The organism is Polyangium spumosum, from assembly GCF_009649845.1.
GTDB classification, from domain to species: Bacteria; Myxococcota_A; Polyangia; order Polyangiales; family Polyangiaceae; genus Polyangium; species Polyangium spumosum.
In genome coordinates, this window is sequence record NZ_WJIE01000002.1 from 396,931 (window position 1) to 415,620 (window position 18,690).

The window sequence follows — 18,690 nt, forward strand, 5'->3', positions numbered from 1 at the left end:
GCCGGTGACAATTTTGGTCACCGTGCCGTGAGAAAGGTACAACCCCCGAGCGTCAAGGACCTGCCACGATGAACGAAAAAGCCGGAAAAAGCCGCAGGTTCAGCGTGGATCGTTCGTTTCTCCGGTCGCGCCGCGAGGCGCGCCTCGCGGGTGGCACGGGCCGTGCTTTTACCTCGGACACGATGCGGCGCGGTGGACGACCCAGGAGCAAGACGAATCTCCGTGGGTTCACCCTCGCCGAGCTGATGATCGTGGTGGCGATGATCGGCGTTCTCGCGGCGATCGCGCTCGTCGGGTATCGCCGATACATGCGAGGCGCTGCGGCCTCGGAGGTGAAGGCGATCGTCTCGGGGATTCGTATCGCGGAGGAGGCGTACAGGGCCGAGACCTTCCAGTACCTCGGGTGCTCGGGGTCGGATATCAGCGGTCTCACCTCCTGGTATCCTGCCCCGCCGAACGACAGGAAGCGCAACTGGGACAATGGTCAGGCGGGCAATGCAGTCCACGATTGCTGGATGCAGCTCAATGTGACCACCGACGGCCCGGTGCGCTTCGGTTATGCGGTGGTCGCGGGAATCGCGCCTCAGCCCAACCCGGTCCCCGATATCAATTATTGCCAGAACTGGAAGACCGCGCACGACACCATTAATGGCCCGTGGTTCGTCGTGCAGGCGGCGGGAAATCAGGACAACGACCAGGATTTTTCGCTCTTCGCGGCGTCCTCGCTCACGGGCGAGCTCTGCGTCGACCCGAAGCACGGCGACGACGAGTGACGATTCGATTTCGGTCGTTCGTGCAAGAGGTCCCTGGGTTCGACGAGCTTTTTGACTCGACGATGTGGGATCGATCGATGGGCGGCGAGGTTTGCCGTTCCAGAACATTTACGTCTGCAGGAGGAGGTCCGTCATGCGTGCATTCAAGCGTTACTCCAAGCGTGGTTTTACCCTCGTCGAGCTCATGATCGTCGTCGCGATCATCGGCGTCCTCGCGGCGCTCGCGATCTTCGGCGTGAGCCGCTACCTGAAGAGCGCCAAGACGAGCGAGGCGAAGAACTCGATCGGTGCCATCGCGCGCGGCGCCGCCGAGTCGTACGAGCGCGAGAACGCGCCCTCGGAGCTCCTCCAGGTCGGCCAGGAATCTCAAAACGCGACGCACGCGCTCTGCGGTACCGCGACGAACTCCGTACCTACCGCCGTTCCGCAGGGCAAGAAGTACCAGCCCAATAACACGCCCACGTCGGACTTCGGCACCGGCGACTCGACGAACGGCTGGAAGTGCCTGCGTTTCGACATCAGCGACCCGATTGCCTACCAGTACACGTACACGAAGGGCAGCGCGCCGATCGGCGCGACGGCCACGCCGGCCGGCCCCGCGGTCAACGGCGCCGAGAGCTTCGAGGCCGCCGCGCGCGGCGATCTCGACGGCGACACGACCGAGTTCGGCATCTTCACGCTGACCGGCCAGGTCGACACCACCACGAAGCAGCTCGTCCGCGCGACGCAGGTCTTCATCTCGAACGAGTACGAGTGATCGAAGCCTGAAGCGCGCCGAGGCGCGCCGACGGACCTCGCCTCCAGAGCCCGGGCCGCACATCGCGGTCCGGGCTCTCGTTTTTATCGAGCACCCTCGCCGGATCGGCCGTTTTTCCCGGGCCGCGGGCGCCACGCATCCCGGTGGAAATCACCACGCCGGCGCGCTAGAAGGGGGGCATGTCGCGTTGGAGCGCGGTGGAGCTCAGCGTAGCCTTCGCGATCGGGGGCAGCGTCCTCGCCGTCGCCGTGCCCGCCTTCGTCCGCAACCTGCACGCCTCCAAGCTGAGCGAGCCACTCGACAACCTCGATCGGCTCGTCACGAACGCCGTCGCGTACGCAGAGACCAAGCCGCAGGACATCAGCTTCCCACCCGCCGCGCCGCTCACGCCGGCCGAGGTCCCGCGCGGCACACGCGTCACCGACCCGCCCGAGATCTGGGAGCACCTCACCTGGCGCTCGCTCGACTTCCGCATCGAGGAGCCACACGCATTCTCGTTCCGCTTCGAGAGCGAGCTCGACCCCGTCACGCGCGTGATGCGGTTCGTCGCGACGGCGCACGGCGACCTCGACGGAGACGGCAAGCTCTCGACGTTCCAGGTGCGCGGCGAGCGCGTGCCAGGACAACCCGCGCGCGTCTTGCCAGGCATGTTCGTGGACCGCGAGGTGGAGTGATGCCGCGGCTCGGCGACTACGTACGCACCGCGATCATCGTCGGCGTATCGGCGCTCTGCATCGGCTCGGTGCGCGCGCGCATCGCAGGGCAACACGCGCGGGTGAAGGAGACGAGCGACGTGCACCTCTTGCCGCCACCGAAGGAGGTCGTGAAGCTCTCGTTCGGGTACCGCGCGGCGCTCGCAGACGTGCTCTGGGCGCACGTGCTCGTCTCGCAAGGCCTCCACACGTTCGAGCGTCGGCGCTTCGAGAACGTCGCGGACCTGATCGACACGATCAACGAGCTCGACCCGGAGTTCCGCGATCCATACCTGCTCTCGGACGCGCTCATCACGATCCAGGTCGGAGAGGCGAGCCGCGCCGACAGCGATCGAACGCGGGCGATCCTCGAGCGCGGGACACGCAACCGACCCCTCGACCCGGAGATCTGGAGGACCGCAGGGCAGTTCATCGCGTTCATCGCGCCCGGGACGTACCTCACGGACCCCGAGGAGCGCGCGGCATGGAAGTCCGAAGGCGCGCGAATGCTCGCGCGCGCAGCAGAGCTCGGCGGCGACGCGGGGCACATGGGATGGGCCGCCGTCGCAGGCGCAGGGATCCTGAATCGTCAGGGCGAGCGAGACGCAGCCATCCGTCTCATCCAGCGCACGCTCGCAGTGACGGACGACGAGGAGCTGCGCGAGCGCTTGCAGCAGGAGCTCGCGGAGCTCATCGGCGAAGCGAAGCTCGAGGCGTACCGAAGGCGGCAAGCAGACATGATGGAGCTGTCGCTCCGGGATCTGCCGTTCATCAGCAAGTCGACGCTGTTCGTGCTGGGTCCGCCGTTCGATCCGGCATACTGCGCCGGCGGCGCGCACGAGGACGAACGGCGCTGCGCGCTCACGTGGAAGGCGTGGGCAGCGGCAGGTTCGGAAGAGCAGCGCTGAGGGGAGGCGTAGAGCCGGGGCGCTGCCCCGGGCCCCGGCAGGGGCTGTCCGCCCCTGCACCCGGACCAGGCACGGCCTGGACCGAAGGTGGAAGAACTGCGCGATGCGCAGTTCTTCCAGCGGGAAGGGAGGGGTTTACTTGAACTTGACGGCGGCGGTCTTGGTCTCGCCGGCCTTCACCGTCACGCTGACGGACTTCTTCCCCTTCTCGGGGTGGATGAAGATCACCGTGTGCGTCCCGGCAGGCACGCTCACGCCAACCTTGGGCGTGCTGCCCAGCGGGCGACCATCGAGGACGACCTTCGAGACCGGGATCGAGTTGATGTTGATCGTCCCGTTGCCCGTGGCCGGCGGCGGGGCCTTCTCGCCGCCCGTCGAGGTCGACGCGGTCGAGGAGGTGCCACTCGACGTCGAGCCCGTCGAGCCCGTCGAACCCGTCGTCGAGCCCGTCTCGCTCGCCGAACCACTCGCCGAGCCACTGGCGACCGCGTCGCCCCCGGAAGACTTGCCCGGCTCTTGCAGCGCAATCTTGATCGGCTTCTCGGCGACGCCGTCGTCGAAGGTGAGATCCTGCGTGAAGTCGTCCAGGCCCTTCTTCGTGGCGACGAGCTTCCAGCCAGCCGTGGGATCCAGCTCGATCTTGACGGGCTGGTTCTTCCACTCCTTCTCGGGGATCTTCTTCTCTTCCTTCTTGGCGTTGACGAGCTTGACCGACGCGCCCTCGGTAGCGAGCTCCAGGATGATCTGGCCACGCAGCACCTTGAGCTTGATCGGGCCGACCTCCTTCATCTTGCCCGCTTCGATGTCGACCGTCTGCTCGAGCCGGTCATAACGGTCGCCAGCCTCGAACTGCAGCTTGTGCGAGCCGGCCGTGAGGTCCTTCAGCTCGACGGGCAGGACACCCTTCTCCGTGCCGTCGACCCACACCTTCGTGTTCGGCGTGGCCGCGAGGATCTTCAAGCCAGTCGCGTTCGCATCCGCGACGGCCCCGGACCCGGTGGTCGAGGCGCTCGTCTCGAGCGCGACCATCACCGGCGTCTCCTTGCCCGCCTCGACGGCGCCCGCGCTCTCGGCGGTGGCAAAACCAGGAGCGATGACCTTGATGATCTTCGAGCCAGGCTCGAGGTCGTTCACGACGCAGGGCGCGATGTCGCACTTCTTCTGGCCGTCGACGTAGATCTCGGACTTGCCGACGGTCGCGCCGCCCTTCGCCTGGATGTCGATCTTCAGCGAGCCCTTCTTGGGCAGGAACATGAAGACCGCGAGCCCGAGGACCGCGATGAGCGCGACGGCCCCGAGGATGATGCCGATCTTGCTGCCGCCCGACGAGGCCGCAGGTTGCGCTTGCACGCCGATCAGATCGGCGCGCGGACGGACCGTGGTCGCCTCGGAGCGCGTGGTGTGCGGCGACTGCGAGGGCGGCATCGAGGGCAGCGGCACCACGCCGGCAGAAGCGAGCGTCGTGGCCACACCAGGCTGCTGAGGCGGCGGCATCGCGCCGCCAGGAGGCAAGGTGCCGAGGGGCGCGGCGGAGACCGGCGGAGGCAGCGGAGCCGGGCGCGCAGAGCCGCCGGAGGCCGACAGCAGGGCAGCCGCCGCGCTGCTCATGGGCGGCATGCCAGCCGCGGGGCGCGGGCCGCCCTGGATCTCGGGGGCGCCTTTGCTCGCGTCGAAGACGTGGGTCGACTCTTCCTCGTCGTCCCAGTCCATGTCGACGGCCTTGCCGCCGGGGCCCACCTTCGCGGGAGCTTCACCGGGCGGCGCGCCGACGGGAGGCGGGAGCGGCACCGATGCAGCGGCCCCGGGGGGCGGCGGCAGCGGGAGGGATGCGGCAGCGGCGCCCGGAGGAGGTGGCAGCGGAACGACCGACGGCGCGGCAGCGCCCGGAGGAGGCGCGGGGGGCATGGGAAGAGGCACGGCCGACGGCGCGGCGGCCCCAGGCGGAGGCGCGGGCGGCATGGGAAGAGGCACGGCCGACGGCGCGGCGGCTCCAGGCGGAGGCGGCAGCGGCATGGACGTCACGGCTCCCGGGGGCGGCGGCAGCGGCGCGGAGGGCCGCTGCGAGGGCGCCCCTGGCGGAGGGGGCAACGCGCTCGGGGGCGGAGGCAAGGGTGCGGCGCTCCCGGGCGGGGGCGCGGGGGGAAGCGGGACGGGGCCTACCCCGCCGAGCAGCGTGCTCTTGCGGGCGGCGCCCGACGGGGGCGGCGGCATGAGTCCTGGCGTGGTGCCGCGAGGAGCCTTCTTCGCCAGCCCCTCGAAGACGTCCAGATCGCTGCCCTTATCATCGGCCATGTTCAGCCACTCCTCGACAGAATGCGACGTTACGCCGCGGACGACAGGAAACCCTTTCGCACATCTCGCGCCATGCGAGTAGAGGGTCCGTGGGGCTCCGTGATCACCGCGCGCTCAGGCGGGAAAACCGAGACACTCTTAGCCTAGCCGCGCTTGGCGTGCTTCGCGAGTTTGTTCACGTAGTTCCGGGGAGTTCGCCCCGGGGGGGTCAGTTCGTCTCGCCCTCGGCCGGGTCCTTCGCCGGCTTCTTGAAGTAGCGGATCCGCTTCTGCTGCAGCGGGTACCACGTGTTGAAGGGCACGATGGCCGCGTCCTCCAGGAAGCGGCGACCACCAGGAGCCTCGCTGCGGGTGAGGCGCACGGCCGTCGGGCCCTGGGGCGGGTGCACCGCGGCGCCGGCGAGATCCGTGTCGCCCCCGAGCGCGAGCGCGAGAGGTTTTCCGAGCAGCAGCCGCGTGCTGCAGCCTGCGTTCTTCAGCAGCTCGTCGAGCGCCTTCGCGTCGGCCGCCGAGGCGTCCGCGGGGCTCACGAGCTCGACGTAGAGGAGCATGCCGTCCTTGTCGTTCACGCCCACGGCGGCCGCAGCGACCGCGGCGCTCGGCGAGCCCGTCGCCAGGCGGATCGCGCCTTCGACGGGCGGCGCGTCGCCGATCGCGAACGCTCCGGGCGAGGCCCAGAGCGACGCCGCGCCCGCGCCAGCCTCGGCCGGGCCCGCGTCGAGCACCACGACGGTCTTGCTCGTGTCCTGCCCTGTCGCCCTGGCGGCCGACACCGTGCGTGGATCGATCTTCACCACGCGCGCCTTGCGATCGGGCCGCGCGGCGTCGAAACGTAGCTCCGTCGTCGCGAGCGCGTAGGGGAAGCCGTGGTGCGGCAAGCCCTTCACGCGCCACTGACCTTCACCGGAGGCGGGCGGCTGCGCGACGGGCGAAAGGCCCTGACCGGGCAGCACGTGGCGCAGCGTCATGTAGAAGAAGTCGCGCGCCTCGCGCTTGATGTAGCGCGGGAAGTTCATGAGGCCCATGCCGCGGATGAAGCGCCGGCCGCGGAACTTCCAGCCGTCGATGCCCGACACCGTGCCCTCCGACTCCCAGTCGTATTGCAAGGGCCTGCCGAGCGCGTCCATCTCGCCTTCGGGCGCGACCTTGTAGAACTCGAGCCCGCTGTGGCCCGCGTTCATGTCGAGCGCGAGCCCGTACGAGCAACGCGTCTGGATCATCGCCTGCGCGAGCCCCTCGGGACCGAGATCCGCGCCGTAGAAGTACGCGACGAACTTCTCCTTCGTCAGGCACATCCCCGTGCGCACGGTGTGCGTCTTGTCCGCCCAGCCCGGCGGCGTACCGCCCCACCAGTTGCGCCCGTACGGGTTGAACTTCTGGTCGAGCACCATGACCGTCATGTTCTGCCGGTACGACAGCACGTTCGGCGGGATGCTCTGATCCTCGGGCCACGTCCCGAACGCCGTCGAGCCGTCGCGCAGCACGGCGACGGTCGCGCCGTAGGGCTTCGGCGGCAGGTAGACGACGCCGTCGGCCATCATGCCGAACTCGCCGTGCAGCGCCTGGAAGCCCGCGTTCGAGGCCGCGACGACGCGCTCGAGCACCGCGGGATCACGCGGGATGAGGCCCGGACCCGCCTCGCCCGTCGCGCCCTTCGGCTCGACCGTGCCGGCCATCATGTGCAGCTCCACCTGCCGCGGATCCCAGACGGCGATGAACACGCGTGTCGTCTTGCGCGAACGATCGGGGCGGATGTACGTCGTCACGAACGCGGGCGGCAGGCCCTCGATCCTGCGGATGAACGGATCCTTGTCCTGCGGGTTCCACTGCCCCTCGCCGGGCAGCGCGGGCGTGATCCACGGCTCGAGCGGCTCCGGAGGCCAGCCGATCTCGGGGTCGGTGGGCATCGTGCGCGTGGGCGCCGCGAGCGTGGTTTGTCCGAGGTCCTCGGCGATCGCGTCGGCCGCGGCCTCCTCGCCGCCCATGCTCTCCTTCTGCCGCATGACGACCTCGAGCCCCGCGAACGCGACGGCCTTGATCGTCTGCATCGCCTCGTCGCCGATCACGTCACGCACGCGATCGACCGACCACGTGACCACGTTGCCGGGCCGCGCGATCTCGCCGCTCTCGTGCGAGAGCCAAGCAGGCAACGTCGCGGCTCCGTCGAGCGGGACACGCGCCTCGCGGCCCCCGTCACGCACGACGAGTGTCCCTTCTTCGAGCGCGCATCGCACGTCACGCGCCGGCGGCTCGCCCTCCTTCGGCTCGCCTTCCTGCGCGTCGCCTTCGCCCAGGGTGAAGACGCGCTTGCCGATGCCGCCGAGCTGACCCGTCTCCTGCGCGTTCGTCAGCGCGTTCTGCAGGCGCTCCACGCGCGTCCAGCCCTCGGTCGCGAGGACCTGCCCCGAGAGATCGAAGACGTGCACGGTGGGATGGCTGCCAGCGATGAGCGGGCTCGAGACGTAGGCCAATCGCTCGCCGCGGACCGCGGGCCTCGACTCGTCGGCGCCGCTCGTCTCGGTGAGGTTGTACGCGCCGCCGACGTCGAGCAGCACGCCCTCGGGCGAGAGCTCGGCGTGGACGAGGAAGAGATCGTTTGGCTCGCCTTGCCCGGGCGCGGCGCGCACGACGGCGCGGCTCTTCGCGCCGAGCGCGCCCCACACGCCGCGCGGCGGATCGACCCAGGCCACGTCGTCGGCCGTGGCGACGAGGCCACGCGACGCGAGCGCCGAGGCGAGCGCGCTCGACCTGTCCTTGGCGCCGGGGTTCGACACGCCGCGGGGCGCGAGCGCCGCGAGGGCGGCGGCGCCGAGCACGGTGAGCGCGACGTGGCGGCGTCCTTGTCGGACGAAGGTGGAGAGACGGGTGGTGGCCATGCCGCGAACTACGCTCGAGCCAAAGGGAGGCTGCCAGGCGCCTTTCGGGCGCCGATCGGCGCGGCAATATCATCGGCGCGGCGAAGGGGCCAACCTTTCCGAGCCCCCTCGGGCGCGAGGACCACCCCGGTCCACGTTCTCCTGCTCCTTCACCCGGCGTGGAACGCGAGCGCCGATCGGTGGCCGCCGCGGCCGCTCGGCTTCGGCAGGCGAAACCAGAACCGGCTCCCGCGGCCTGGCGTGCTCTCGACGCCCACCGTGCCGCCGTGGGCCTCGACCACCTCGCGGACGATCATCAGCCCGAGGCCCGTGCCGGACATGCGGCTGTCTGCGCGCGAGTAACGCTGGAACAGCTTCGGGATCTGGTCCGACGGGATCCCGCCGCCGGTGTCCTCCACCGCCATCTCGATGTACGTCTCCGCGTCCTCCAGCGCGGCCGTGATCTTGCCGCCGCGCGGCGTGAACTTGATGGCGTTCGAGAGCAGGTTGGCGATGACCTGCGCGAGCCTTCGCCTGTCGGCCAGCACGGCCGCCTGCCGGATCGTGCCGCGCAGTTCGAACGACAGCTCGCCCGAGACGAGCAGCGGCCGCAGGAGGTCGGCCGTGGACTCGACGAGCGCCCCGAGGTCGACGTCTTCCTTGTTCAGCTTGTAATGACCGCCCTCGATGCTCGCGAGATCGAGGAAGTCGTTGATCATCCCCACGAGCGTCCGGATCGAGCCCTGCATCTTGTGCAGATCGACGATGACCTCGCGCGGCAGGGGCCCGTGTTTGCCCATCAGGATGAGCTCGGAGCGCATCAACATCGCGCTGAGCGGCGAGCGGAGGTCGTGCGCGATGATGGAATAAAAATCGAGCCGCCGCACCTCGGCCATCCGCCGGGTCGTGACGTTGCGCAGGGCGAGGATGGTCGAGCCCAGGCCGAGGTCGACGGGGAAGACGCGGACCGTGGGCGCGTACACCTCGCCGTCGAGGGTGATGTCGGGCAGCGCGAACGGCTCCTCGCCCGTGGCGACCGCGAAGAGCTCGGCGGAGAGCTCGGGCAACACCTCGCATATCGGCCGGCCGAGCAGGCTCCCCGTCGACGGGCGGCCGAGCGCCTTCTTCGCCTCCGGGTTCGCATACGTGATCCGATGCTGCTCGCCCAGCACGAGCAATGCGTCCGGGACGTGCGCCAAAAGATCACGTATGGTCGCCTCCGCTTTCTCGGCGCGGTCGAGCAACGTTATCGTCCGCACGAGCGCGGCCACGCGGGCCTCGAGCTCGCTCGTCGCATAGGGCTTCGACAGGTAATCGTTGGCGCCGGCCGATAGCCCCTCGACCACCTGCTCGGTCTGTTGCCGCGCGGTGAGCAGCAGAATGCCCATGCGGGCATGCATACTGCTCGCACGAACAAAGCGACAAACTTCGATTCCCGAGACACCCGGCATCACCCAATCGAGCACGAGCACGTCGGGAGGCGCCTGATTGCTACCGAGGGCTTCCAGGGCCGCGGTGCCGTCAGGAAAAACCTGAACCGTGTAATGATCGGCGAGGGCTCGACGAGCGCGCTCGGCGTCGAGCGCCGAATCGTCCACGATCCAGACGACCCGCCTCAGGGCTCCGCGGTTTTGCACTGGCATGGCTTTTGGTTCGCTACCCTGCATCCGCCTAGCTGTCAATGCACGCCCCCCCCGATTCGGGGGTCAGGGCGGACGTGCGCTCGCTGCAATGCGTCAGCCTTTACAAACCTGCATTTATCGAAGTGAAAACGCAAGGCGCTCGGCGTACGTGAGCGCGCTTGACGGGCCTGGAGAAGGGGGCTAATGGAGCCCATCCGGGGGACGCGTGACTGAAATACTCGTCGTTGATGACAGCAAGGTGATGCGCGAAATGATCGTCGCGTGTCTTCGTGTGGTGGACGATTCCACGTTCACCCACGCGGCGAGTGGTCTCGAGGCCATCGAGAAGCTGGCGCTCAAGCCCTTCGACCTCGTCGTGCTCGACCTGAACATGCCCGACATCGGCGGATTCGAGGTGATCGAGTTCATCCGTGGTCAGGACAAACTTCAGCGTTTGCCCATCCTCGTGGTGACCACCCGAGGCGACGAAGGATCCCGCTCACGCGCCCTCTCGACCGGCGCTTCGCAGTTCATGACGAAGCCCTTCGCGCCCGATGCAATCCTGGCGAACGTGCGGTCCCTGCTCCGCCAGGACGCAGCGGGTGGCGCTCCGTGAGCGCGTTCGACGCGAGCGAGTTCCTGGCTGGTTATCTCGTCGAGGTCGAGGAGCACCTCTCCGCCTCGACGACGAACCTGCTCGCCGTCGAGACCTCATTACACAAGGGCCAGAACAACCCGCGCGCCGTGCGCGAGCTCTTTCGCTCGCTCCATACCATCAAGGGGCTCTCCGCAATGGTGGGGGTCGAGTCCGTCGTGGACATCGCCCACGCCATGGAGACGGTCTTGCGCCACGCCGATCGAGCGGCCGGGGCGCTGTCGGCGGAGGCGGTCGAGGCCCTGCTCGCCGGGCTCCGCGCGATTGACGAGCGGGTGCGCGCCCTGTCCGCGGAGAGCCCCGTCGCGCCCGCGCCCGCGCAGCTCCTCGACGCGCTCGCGGCCCTGGAGATGACGAACGAGCCGGCGCCGACCGCGGTGGAGCTCGACCTCGATCCCGCGCTGCTCGCCAAGCTCTCGGCGGCCGAAAAGGCCCAGATGATCCAGGGCGCGGAGGCTGGGCGCCGCGTGCTGCGGGTCGATTTCGTGCCTTCGCCGGCCCGCGCGGCCGACGGAATCAACATCACGAGCGTCCGCGAGAACATCCAGACGTTCGCGGAGATCGTGAAGGTCCTGCCGCTCTCCGTTCCGAAGACGGAAGAGGCGCCCGGGGGGCTCGCCTTCGCGCTGCTCGTCCTCACGGACGCGTCCGACGAAAAAGTGGCCGAGGCGGCCGCCACCACGCCCGAGAACGTCCAGGCCTTGCTCACCCGGCATGAAGGCCGGGCGGAGGCGCCCGGCGAGGCGCCGTTCGTGGAGGAAGACGGCGTCGAGGCCGACGCGCGCAAGCGCGGGATCGTGCGCGTCGACGTGGCGCGGCTCGACGACGCGCTGGAGCGGCTCTCGGCGCTCGTGATCACCCGATTTCGCCTGATGCGCGCCGTGGACGCGCTCGCCGCGCAGGGCGTGAACGTGAGCGAGCTCGGGGAGATCGTGAAAGGCTACGGCCGGCAGGTGCGTGATCTGCGCGGCGCGATCATGCGCGCCCGGATGGTGCCCGTCGCCGAGCTGCTCGAGCGCGTGCCGCTCCTCGTGCGGGGCCTCAGCCGCGGCACGAAGAAGCCGGTCCGCGTGGAGATCGACGCGGGCAAGGCCGAGCTCGACAAGGCGGTGGCGGAGCGGATCTTCCCGGCGATCGTGCACCTCATCCGCAACGCGGTCGACCACGCGATCGAGTCCCCGTCCGAGCGGCGGCACCTCGGCAAAAACGAGGAGGGCGTCGTGCGGGTGACGTGCTTCGAGCGCTCGACGAACCAGCTCGAGCTCGGCATCAGCGACGACGGGCGCGGCATCGATCGGGCATCGGTGGCGCAGCGGGCTTCGCGGCCCTTGCCCGAGAGCGACGCGGAGCTGCTCGAGCTCATCACGCAGCCGGGGCTCTCGACGCTCGATCGGGCGACGAAGACGAGCGGACGCGGGCTCGGGATGGATATCGTGAAGCGGGCCGTGGTCGAGCTCGGCGGTGAGCTCTCGCTGCGCACCACGCCCGGCGTCGGGACCACGTTCACGTTGTTCATCCCCCTCACGATCACCATCGTCGACGCATTCTCCTTCCTCTGCGGCGAGCAGACGTTCGTGGCGCCCGTGGCGGCGATCGAGGAGATCGTCGAGGTCGCGCCGGGTGAGCTCGTGCGTGGTCCATCGCGACAAACACGGTTCGGCGAGGTGCGGTTCATGGAGCGGCGGGGCGAGATCGTGCCGCTCGTGAACCTCGCCTCCTACTTCTCGCTCTCGGCCCGGGAGGCGCCGAAGGCGCTCCTGGTGCGGCGTAATGGTTTGCCGCTGGCGTTCGGGATCCAGCGGATGGTCGGGCAGCAGGAGGTCGTCATCCGGCCGCTCGAGGACCCGCTCGTCAAGGTGAAGGGCGTCTCCGGCTCGACCGACCTCGGCGATGGCCGGCCCACGCTGGTGCTCGACCTCCTGGCGCTCTGCGCGGCCCTCTCCCAGAGCCGGATGGAGGCAGCCGTATGAGCGAGCTCTACGTGGTCTTCAAGGTCGACGACAATGAATACGTCCTCCAGGCTGGGGACGTCGTACAAATGGAGTCGTTCGGCGGCGCGACGAAGGTGCCGGGGACGGCGCCCTACGTCGCGGGGCTCATTCATATCCGGGGCCGCGTCGTGCCGGTCGTCGACCTGCGGCTGCGCTTCGGATTGCCGAAGATCGAGCCGACCATGGATTCACGGGTCATCGTGGTCCAGAGCGGCCAGCGCACGGTGGGGCTGCTCGTCGACAGCGCGCGCGAGATCATGAAAATACCGCCAGAGGGGCTGCACGCGCCGCCTGCGTGGATGGGGGCCGACGGCGCGGGTTTCGTGAAGAGCGTGGCCCACGTCGAGCGCAGGCCGGGCGAGAAGCGGCTCGTGATGCTCGTCCATCTAGCGAAAATCATCGGTCAGGAAGGCATTTATGTCGACGAACGGAATGGCTGAGATCGACGCGGCGCTCTCGAAGGCAGCGGAGGCGGAGCGCGCATTGCGCCGGACGGCCACGCAGGCGGACGCGATCGAGCAAGCCGCGGCGCGCCTGGCCGCGGAGAGCGAAGGGCGGGCCTCGTCGGGCCAGGAGCAACGCGCCTCCCTGGACGAGCTCGCGGACGAGGTCGAGTCGACGAGCGCCACGGTGCAGGCGCTCGCGCGCGCGCAGCAGCGCATCTGCGACGACGCGGGCGAGGTGCTGAAGGGCCTCGAGGCCACGGCGAGCGGGCTGCAGCAGCTCGCGCCGAGCATCGGCAGCGTCAAGAACGACACCGAGGCGATCGCCTCCTCGGCCGAGGCGACGGCCGCCGCGACCGAGGAGATCGCCCGCTCCATCAAGGGCGTCGGCGCGAACGCGGAGGAGCTCGCGGCCGCGAGCGAGGAGCTGCTCGCGACCTCGATCACGAACACGAAGGACATCAACGACCTCGCCGAGCGCGGCGAGACGAACGCGGCCTCGATGGAGCAGGTCGCGGCGACCATCGAGCAGATGGCCAAGGGCATCGGACGTCTGGCCTCGGACGCCAAGGGCGTCGGCGAGCGCATCACGAACATGTCCGGGGCCGTGATGAGCACGGGCTCGGCCCTCGAGCGGGTGACACGCGACGCGGGCGAGATGGCGAGCGCCGTCGAGGAGACCTCCGCCACGGCCGAGCAGATGGCGCGGTCGATCAAGAACGTCGCCGAGAGCGCGAAGGGCCTCGAAGAGGCGGCGACGGGCAGCGCGAGCCGGGTGACCGACATCGCGGCGTCGGTGGAAGAGGTGGCCGTGACCGCCGAGCGGAACGCCGCGGCGATCGAGGCGAACGCCACGGCCGCGGAGGAGCTCGCGCGCTCGGCGCAGTCGGTCGCGCAGGGCGCCGAGCAGATCAACCAGCTCGCCGCGGCCAGCGCCGCCGCGTCCGCGCAGGTCGAGGGGTCGACGCGCCGTATCGTCGAGATCGTCGTCGACGCCCGCAAGACCGCCGATCAGAGCGTGGTGATCGCGCGCGAAGGGGCCGCGACGGTGGGCAAGTCGATCGCGGGCCTCGGGGACATCCGGCAGGCGATGGTGGAGTCGGCCGGCGTGATGAAAGAGATGGGCCGCCGCGCCGAGGAGATCGGCGACATCGTGCAGACGATCAACATGATCGCGGATCGCACGAACCTCCTTTCGCTCAACGCCAGCATCGAGGCGGCGCGCGCGGGCGAGCACGGGCGGGGCTTCGCGGTGGTCGCGGAGGAGATCCGCGCCCTGTCGGATCGCGCGGCCGCGGCGAGCGCGGACATCGCCAAGATCGTCCGGGGCCTGCAGGGCACCGCGCGCGAGGCCGTGAGCGCCTCCGCCGAGGGCGTGAAGACGGCGGAGGACGCCTCGCGCCTCGCCGCCGACGCCGAGCGCGCGCTCGGCACCATCCTCGGCGGGGTCGAAGGGCTCGGCCGCTCGGTGCGCGACATCGAGCGGGCGAACAACGAGCAGGTCCAGGCCGTCACCGCCATGACCCAGCTCGCCGCGCGCGTGAACGAGGAAGGCAGGCAGATCGCGCGCGGGGCCGCCGAGCAGACGAGCGCGATCCAGTCGCTCGCGCAGGGCAGCAGCGAGATGCGTCGCATGGCGCGGCAGACCAAGGAGGCGACGAGCGAGCAGGCCCGCAGCCTGCGCGACGTCGTCCGCGCCAACACGCTGCTCACGGCGAACGCCGAGAAGGTCTCGCGCGCGATGTCGGAGCAAGCCGCGGGCGCGACGCAGCTCGCCAAGGCGGCGGTGCAGATGCGCACGCTGACGCACCAGACGAGCACGGCGATGGCCGAGCAGACGCGGGCGCTCGGCGCGGTGGGCGCGCTCGCGCAGGAGGTCACGAGCGCCGCGCAGCGGATGATCACGGGGCTCGGCGAGCAGGCGGCCGGCGCGGCCGAGGTGGCGCGGGTGATGGATGACGCGCGCAAGCAGGCCGCGCAGGTCGCGCGCGTCGTGGCCGAGCGATCACGCGCGGCCAAGCAGGTCGACACCGCCTCGCGCCAGGTCGCCACGCTGGCGGCGGCGGTGAAGAACGCGACGGGCGAGCAGGCCAAGGCGACCACGGCCCTCGCGAAGGAAGGCGAGTCCGTGCGGCGCATCGCGAAGCAGACCGCGCGCGCGGTCGCCGAGCAAGCGGAGACGGTCGCCGTGCTGGCCACGACCGCGGCGCGACAGACGTCGGCGATGCAGACGATCACCCGCGCGTCGGCCGAGCAGGTGGGCGTCGCCGAGAAGCTCGCGAAGACGTTCGTCGACGTGCGGGCGCGGGCGCGCGCCGTCGCCGGAGCGCTGCTCGTGCAGGCGCGGGACGCCCTCGCCACGCGTGACACCCTGGGTCAGGTCGTCGATCAGGTCTCGCGCCTCCGGAGCGCGAGCGCCGAGCACGCAGACACCGTGGCGCACCTGGGCTCGACCTTCGCCAGGCTGCGAGGGGCAACCAACGCGACAGCCGGAGGAGCGGCTTCGGACTCATGAAGACAGCGGGGGGCAGCTTCACGTTCTCGGAAGCCGAGAAGCAACGTATCGAGGAGATCCACAGGCTCGAGGTGACGGGCGCCGCCGGCGTGCCGGCGCTCGTCGTGATGCTGGCCGATCCGAGCTGGACCGTGCGCCGCAGGGTGGTCGCTTCGCTCGCCGCGCTGGGGGACGTCGCGGTCGGTCCGCTCTGCGTCGCCCTGCGCCGGGAGCGCGACAACGAGGCGCGGATCGCGGCCACCGTCGACGCGCTCTCGGCCTCCGCAGGCAGCGCCGCCGACGCCGCGGTGCTCGCGCTCGCCGGCGTGGATGTGCCCGCGATCCAGGCGGACGCGGCGCAGATCCTCGGGCGCCGCAAGAGCACGCAGGCGCTCGGCCGGCTCGGCGAGCTCGTCTCGCATCACGACGACAACGTGGCCGTCGCGGCGATCGAGGCGCTCGGGCGGATCGGGGGCCGGCGGGTCGTGGACGCGCTCGTGCGGGTCGTCCGGGGTGGCAACTTCTTCCGCACCTTCCCGGCCATCGACGTGCTCGGTCGCAGCGGCGATCCGCGCGCCGTCGAGCCGCTCACCGAGCTGCTCCTCGACACGAGGTACATGCTCGAGGCCGCGCGCGCGCTCGGCCGCACTGGCAACCGGGCTGCCGTCGCGCCTCTCGTCCGCCTGCTCGCGCAGCCCGGCGACGCGATCGTCCGCACCGTGGCCCTCGCGCTCTCGGAGCTGCGGGAGCGGCACGCCGAGCTCTACGGCGTGGTCGCGCCGATCGACGAGGCGCTGCGCCGCGCGACGACCGTGCCGCAGGCCGTGCGTCGGTTCGTCCAGGGCCTCGGCGGCGCGGGGCAAGCCGAGCAGATCGCGATCTGCGCCGTGCTCTCGGCGCTCGGCAGCGACGCCGCGATCCCGGACATCCGGCTCCTGCTCGACGGCCCCTCCGCCGTGGCGAGCGCGGCCGCCGGAGCGCTGCTCGAGCTCGGGCAGAGCTCGGACGCGCGCGTGCTCGACGCGCTGCGGGACGGCGACGGGCCCCGGCGGCTCTTGCTCCTGCCGCTCGTCACGAGCAGCGCCGCGACGGCGGAGGTGGTCCGCTGCCTCGGCGACGAGGACTCCGAGGTGCGCGCGGCGGCTTGTGACGCGCTCGCTCGTATCGGCGATCCGACCGCGGTGCGCGTGCTCTTCCCGCTGCTCGCGGATCCGAACGGCCGCGTCGTGCATGCGGCGAGCTCGGCGATCCAGTCGCTCGGCAGCACGGACACCGAGGCGCTCGCGCTCTCGGCCGCGCGGAGCGAGCACCCCGGGGTACGTCGGGCGGCGCTGCGGATCCTCGGGTATTTTGGTTACGACGCGGCGCTGCCGGTCTTCCTCGAGGCCCTGAAGGATCCGGACGTGCGTGTCCGCGACGTCGCCATCGCCGGCCTTCCCTACCTCGACGCGCCCTCGGCCCTCGACGTGCTGCTCTTGCTGGCGACGGAGCCCGACGCGCGGACGCGCGCCGCGGCCGTGCGTGCGCTGGGACAGTCGAGCGCCGAGCCCCGTGTCGTCGCGTGCCTCGTCGCCGCGCTCGACGACGCGGACGCGTGGGTCCGTTACTTCGCGGCCAAGTCGCTCGGGCGGCTCGGGCACGTGGCTGCGGCTCCGCGTATCGCCGCGCTGCTCGACGACGAGGCGGGGCACGTGCGGGTGGGGGCGGTCGAGGCGCTCGCCTGCTTGCGGGGCGAGGTCGCGGCGGCTGCGCTGCAGAAGGCGGCCGCGGAGCGTGATCCGGACGTGCAACGCGCGGCGCTCATCGGCCTCGGCCTCATGGGGGGTCCGGAGTCGATCCCGCACCTCTGCGCGGGGCTCGCTTCGCCCGACGCCGCGACGCGGATCGTGGCCGCCTCGGCCATCGCGGGCGTGAGCTCGCCCGAGGTCCTGCCGGCGCTCGTGCGGGCGGCGGGGGACGTCGACGAGAGCGTCGCCGCGACGGCCATGGGCATCCTGGCGCAGCGGCCCGGCGTCGAGGCCACGCGTGCGCTCATCGGCCTCTACGCGGAGGGTTCGGCTTCGAGCCGCGCGTTTGCCGCCCTCTGCGCGCCCTTGCCTGGCCGGATCGAGGGCATCCTCGAGGCGCTCGCGACGGCGGACGACGAGCTCTCGGCGCAGCTCACCTCGGCCCTGGCGCGGATGCGGCGCGAGAGCGCGAACGAGGCGCTGCTCGGTGCGCTCGGCCTGCCCAACCCGGCGGCGCGCAAGGCGGCGGCGACCACGCTCGCCGCGCTCGGCACGCGGCAGGCCCACGCGACGCTGGAGCAGGCGGCATTGGTGGATCCGGACCCCGAGGTCAGGCGGGTGTGCTCGCTCGTCGTGGCGCAATGGGCCGCATGAACAACCTGCCGATCTCCCCGCAGGTATTCGCCATCCTCGGCGCGTTGATCGAGGAGAAGCTCGGCATTCATTACGGGCCCCTCGACAAGGACCTGCTCGGCGACAAGGTCGCGCTCCGGGCCGTCGAGGCGGGCTTCGATTCGCTGCTCGATTATTATTATTTTCTCCGTTACGACCCGGGCGGGCCGGCCGAATTCGAGGCCCTGGCGGACGTCCTCGTCGTCGGCGAGACGTACCTCTTCCGCGAGCTCGATCAGCTCGAGGTCCTGGTGCGTGACGTCCTCGCGCCCCTCGTCGAGGCCTCCGGCCCGCGCAAGCCTCGGCTCTGGTCGGCGGCGTGCTCGACCGGGGAGGAGCCGTACAGCATTGCCATGCTGCTCGCCGTGCTCGGAAAGCTCGATCGGGTGGAGATCGTGGCGACCGACGTGAGCACGCGTGCGCTCGCGGCGGCGCGCGCGGGTGAATATGGTGCTCGCTCCCTGCGCAGCCAGGTCAAGGTCCCGCCCGCGGCCTCCCGCTTCCTGCAAAAGAAGGGCGAGCGCGTCGTGATGAGCGACGAGATCCGCAGCGCCGTCGATTTCCGGCGCGTCAATTTGCTCGACGCGGACGCCGTCGAGAAGCTCGGGCTCTTCGACGTCATCGTCTGTCGCAACGTGCTCATTTATTTCCAGGACGCGACGGCGCGTCGCGTGATCGACACGCTCACCCGTGTCCTCGTGCCGAGCGGCATTTTGCTCGTGGGGGTATCGGAGTCGCTCTTCCGGCTCGGGACAGCGCTCCGGTGCGAGGAGCGCGGCGGGGCGTTCCTTTATCGAAAGGTCGGCTGAG

At 70.4% G+C, this 18,690-nt stretch carries 13 protein-coding genes; 10 read left to right on the forward strand and 3 right to left on the reverse strand.

Annotation, left to right across the window (positions count from 1 at the left end; genetic code table 11):
• The first annotated feature begins 68 nt into the window (after window positions 1-68).
• The 4 genes from GF068_RS46145 to GF068_RS07630 all read left to right on the forward strand — a co-directional run bounded on the left by GF068_RS46145 (window position 69) and on the right by GF068_RS07630 (window position 3,130).
• On the forward strand, window positions 69-773 hold the full coding sequence (locus tag GF068_RS46145) for a type IV pilin protein (RefSeq protein ID WP_275939117.1): 705 nt from the start codon (window positions 69-71) through the stop codon (window positions 771-773).
• 133 nt (window positions 774-906) lie between these two features.
• Window positions 907-1,530, forward strand: coding sequence for a type IV pilin protein (locus GF068_RS07620; protein WP_153818659.1), 624 nt, complete (start codon window positions 907-909; stop codon window positions 1,528-1,530).
• 179 nt (window positions 1,531-1,709) lie between these two features.
• Window positions 1,710-2,204, forward strand: a complete 495-nt coding sequence (locus GF068_RS07625) for a hypothetical protein (RefSeq protein ID WP_153818660.1) — start codon at window positions 1,710-1,712, stop codon at window positions 2,202-2,204.
• Entirely contained in the window at window positions 2,204-3,130 is a 927-nt protein-coding gene (locus GF068_RS07630) for a hypothetical protein (RefSeq protein ID WP_153818661.1), read from the forward strand. Before GF068_RS07625 ends, GF068_RS07630 begins: the two co-directional genes overlap by 1 nt.
• Window positions 3,131-3,265: 135 nt before the next feature.
• On the opposite strand, the gene GF068_RS07635 is transcribed toward GF068_RS07630, so the two are convergent.
• The 3 genes from GF068_RS07635 to GF068_RS07645 form a co-directional block, all read right to left on the reverse strand.
• Window positions 3,266-5,422, reverse strand: a complete 2,157-nt coding sequence (locus tag GF068_RS07635; RefSeq protein WP_153818662.1) for a PEGA domain-containing protein — start codon at window positions 5,420-5,422, stop codon at window positions 3,266-3,268.
• Between the two features lie 208 nt (window positions 5,423-5,630).
• The gene (locus GF068_RS07640) at window positions 5,631-8,297 is read right to left on the reverse strand and encodes a hypothetical protein (RefSeq protein WP_153818663.1); all 2,667 of its coding nucleotides are present in this window, start codon (window positions 8,295-8,297) and stop codon (window positions 5,631-5,633) included.
• A gap of 149 nt (window positions 8,298-8,446) precedes the next feature.
• A complete protein-coding gene (locus tag GF068_RS07645; RefSeq protein WP_153818664.1) occupies window positions 8,447-9,943 on the reverse strand; it encodes an ATP-binding protein in 1,497 nt (498 codons plus the stop codon).
• Between the two features lie 181 nt (window positions 9,944-10,124).
• On the opposite strand from GF068_RS07645, the gene GF068_RS07650 reads away from it, so the two are divergent.
• From GF068_RS07650 to GF068_RS07675, 6 genes are read left to right on the forward strand one after another with little or no spacing between them, the layout of a single operon-like run.
• Window positions 10,125-10,514, forward strand: a complete 390-nt coding sequence (locus tag GF068_RS07650) for a response regulator (RefSeq protein WP_338046274.1) — start codon at window positions 10,125-10,127, stop codon at window positions 10,512-10,514.
• Window positions 10,511-12,523 (forward strand): chemotaxis protein CheA, encoded by a 2,013-nt coding sequence (locus GF068_RS07655; protein ID WP_338046275.1) that lies wholly within the window; start codon window positions 10,511-10,513, stop codon window positions 12,521-12,523. The genes GF068_RS07650 and GF068_RS07655 overlap by 4 nt, the downstream gene beginning before the upstream one ends.
• Window positions 12,520-12,984, forward strand: coding sequence for a chemotaxis protein CheW (locus tag GF068_RS07660; protein WP_153818666.1), 465 nt, complete (start codon window positions 12,520-12,522; stop codon window positions 12,982-12,984). Before GF068_RS07655 ends, GF068_RS07660 begins: the two co-directional genes overlap by 4 nt.
• Window positions 12,977-15,502 (forward strand): methyl-accepting chemotaxis protein, encoded by a 2,526-nt coding sequence (locus GF068_RS07665; protein ID WP_240806728.1) that lies wholly within the window; start codon window positions 12,977-12,979, stop codon window positions 15,500-15,502. The genes GF068_RS07660 and GF068_RS07665 overlap by 8 nt, the downstream gene beginning before the upstream one ends.
• On the forward strand, window positions 15,499-17,862 hold the full coding sequence (locus tag GF068_RS07670; protein WP_153818668.1) for a HEAT repeat domain-containing protein: 2,364 nt from the start codon (window positions 15,499-15,501) through the stop codon (window positions 17,860-17,862). The genes GF068_RS07665 and GF068_RS07670 overlap by 4 nt, the downstream gene beginning before the upstream one ends.
• A complete protein-coding gene (locus tag GF068_RS07675) occupies window positions 17,859-18,689 on the forward strand; it encodes a CheR family methyltransferase (RefSeq protein WP_153818669.1) in 831 nt (276 codons plus the stop codon). Before GF068_RS07670 ends, GF068_RS07675 begins: the two co-directional genes overlap by 4 nt.
• The last annotated feature ends 1 nt before the right edge of the window (window position 18,690 follow it).

Excerpts from the sequence above, each read along its gene's own strand:
- GF068_RS46145 (WP_275939117.1), top strand. The coding sequence starts at position 69 with ATGAACGAAAAAGCCGGAAAAAGCCGCAGGTTCAGCGTGGATCGTTCG.
- GF068_RS07620 (WP_153818659.1), top strand. The coding sequence starts at position 907 with ATGCGTGCATTCAAGCGTTACTCCAAGCGTGGTTTTACCCTCGTCGAG.
- GF068_RS07625 (WP_153818660.1), top strand. The coding sequence starts at position 1,710 with ATGTCGCGTTGGAGCGCGGTGGAGCTCAGCGTAGCCTTCGCGATCGGG.
- GF068_RS07630 (WP_153818661.1), top strand. The coding sequence starts at position 2,204 with ATGCCGCGGCTCGGCGACTACGTACGCACCGCGATCATCGTCGGCGTA.
- GF068_RS07635 (WP_153818662.1), bottom strand. The coding sequence starts at position 5,422 with ATGGCCGATGATAAGGGCAGCGATCTGGACGTCTTCGAGGGGCTGGCG.
- GF068_RS07640 (WP_153818663.1), bottom strand. The coding sequence starts at position 8,297 with ATGGCCACCACCCGTCTCTCCACCTTCGTCCGACAAGGACGCCGCCAC.
- GF068_RS07645 (WP_153818664.1), bottom strand. The coding sequence starts at position 9,943 with ATGCAGGGTAGCGAACCAAAAGCCATGCCAGTGCAAAACCGCGGAGCC.
- GF068_RS07660 (WP_153818666.1), top strand. The coding sequence starts at position 12,520 with ATGAGCGAGCTCTACGTGGTCTTCAAGGTCGACGACAATGAATACGTC.
- GF068_RS07665 (WP_240806728.1), top strand. The coding sequence starts at position 12,977 with ATGGCTGAGATCGACGCGGCGCTCTCGAAGGCAGCGGAGGCGGAGCGC.
- GF068_RS07670 (WP_153818668.1), top strand. The coding sequence starts at position 15,499 with ATGAAGACAGCGGGGGGCAGCTTCACGTTCTCGGAAGCCGAGAAGCAA.
- GF068_RS07675 (WP_153818669.1), top strand. The coding sequence starts at position 17,859 with ATGAACAACCTGCCGATCTCCCCGCAGGTATTCGCCATCCTCGGCGCG.